The following is a 1,659-nucleotide window of genomic DNA, read 5'->3' on the forward strand; positions in this document are numbered from 1 at the left end:
TTCCTTATACTCCTTCCTTTTGAATTCCACCATGCAGATTGCTATAGTTTTTCCCTCCAAGTAAGGTCCCTAAAAAACCACCCTAAGACCACCCCTCTGTGAGGCTCGCAATTTCCGAAACTCTCCTGTATCCTGTGGGACGGATATCGTCGGCATGCAGAGGCATCCGACGAGGAAGGAACGGATGAAGTGCGGTGGGGAAGTGCCGACGGCAATCGGCTGTGGAAAGGATGGCAGGGACTTTTGTGAGAAATGGAAAGAGAACCTTTGGATTCGTTGTCGTCTTGATGGTATGGGTCCTGGCGGGCGCAACCTGCGGCGAAGGAGCATATCCTACGATCCTCCAGTGTACCGGCTCCAGCGTAAGGATTCGTGCCGAGCCCGACAGGACGTCGGATATCCTGGACAAGGCGGACGTGGGGGACAGGTTCATCGCCCTCGGGGAGACGTCTGTGGACGGCTCGGTCTGGTATGAGGTGGAGCTTTCAGCCGCGAAGGGAACGGGCTGGCTTTTTGGAGAATATGCCGAGGAGTACCTGGAGGAATCGGAGAGGACGCCGTCGGTTTATGCCGCGGTTTCCACCGCAATCCGTATCTCGCGGAGCTTTGGCTACACACCCGAGAGGGCGCGCGCCCTCTTCGGCAAGCCCCAAAAAGAGACGAAGAAGAAAGTGTACATCGAGATGGCCGGGGAGAAACTCTGGGATGAGACTCTGATCTACCCCACTCATGAGGCCCATTATCTTGGGGGGTATCTTACAAGCGTGAGGGTCCGCGAGGGCACGATGCCGTTCGGCGAGATCCGCATCGGGGACCCGGGGAAGAAACTTGTTGAGGTCCTGGGCAATCCCGGCGACAAGACGGATGCGAATTGGTCTTACGAGCTGCCGACCCTCGAGTTTTTGACGTTTGAGGTCGGGAATGGGCGTGTCGCGGCCATGACTTATGAACGGGCCATGGATTGAAATATCCGATCGACTCGCAGCGGCGTGGGGACATGCCAATTTTTGAACGGGAGGAGACATTGGTGAGAAAAATTTTTGTGTTGTGCGCTTTGCTGCTGTTCCCCGTGCTCTGCGCTGCGGCGCCTGCCGAGAGGTGGACGGAGTACGTCAACGAACGTTTTGGCTATTCCGTGGAGCATCCCGACATCTTCGAGGAGGCTGGCAAGCCGGAGAACGGCGACGGCGTGTGGCTTTCCTCGAAGGACGGGAAGTACGAACTCACGCTGTCCGGCGGCTGGAACGTGCTGGGGGACGACGGGGAATCGAGGCTGAAGTCACGGTTGGAGAACGTCGCCCATGTCTCCGTCCAGGAAAGCGAAAAGGGCTGGTATCGCCTCGTTTATGGGAACAGCGGCAAGGACGGCGCGGAGCGCGTCGTTTACGAGTACGCCGTCGTCAACGAGGAGGCCTGGGCCTCCTTCATTCTCAGCTGGCCGAAGGACGAGGATGCAAGGTTCCGCCCCCTCATCGCTCGAATGGAGAAGTCTTTGAGCCTCCCGAAGGGCGAATGATTCCGACGGTTCCGCTGCAAGGCAGACAAAAAATTTATGGAGGGATGAATCGATGAAGAAGCCTATTTGCGTCTTCTGTGCGGGCGCCGTGCTGGCGGTCCTGACGCTGGCGGGTGCGGCAATCGCCGCGCAGTTTGGCAAGG

General features: G+C 57.9%; 2 protein-coding genes. Both read left to right on the top strand.

The genetic code is table 11. The features are described from left to right. Window positions 1-287: 287 nt before the first annotated feature. Window positions 288-965 (top strand): SH3 domain-containing protein, encoded by a 678-nt coding sequence (locus Q0176_RS10830; RefSeq protein WP_299302824.1) that lies wholly within the window; start codon window positions 288-290, stop codon window positions 963-965. Window positions 966-1,027: 62 nt separating this feature from the next. Next, window positions 1,028-1,516: a hypothetical protein gene (locus tag Q0176_RS10835; protein WP_299302821.1), complete on the top strand. Its 489-nt coding sequence runs from the start codon at window positions 1,028-1,030 to the stop codon at window positions 1,514-1,516. The last annotated feature ends 143 nt before the right edge of the window (window positions 1,517-1,659 follow it).

The organism is uncultured Fretibacterium sp., from assembly GCF_938040765.1.
Taxonomy (GTDB): Bacteria; Synergistota; Synergistia; order Synergistales; family Aminobacteriaceae; genus CAJPSE01.

What these genes read in the sequence shown, in the direction of transcription:
- Q0176_RS10830 (WP_299302824.1), top strand. Translation starts at nt 288, where the DNA reads ATGGTATGGGTCCTGGCGGGCGCAACCTGCGGCGAAGGAGCATATCCT.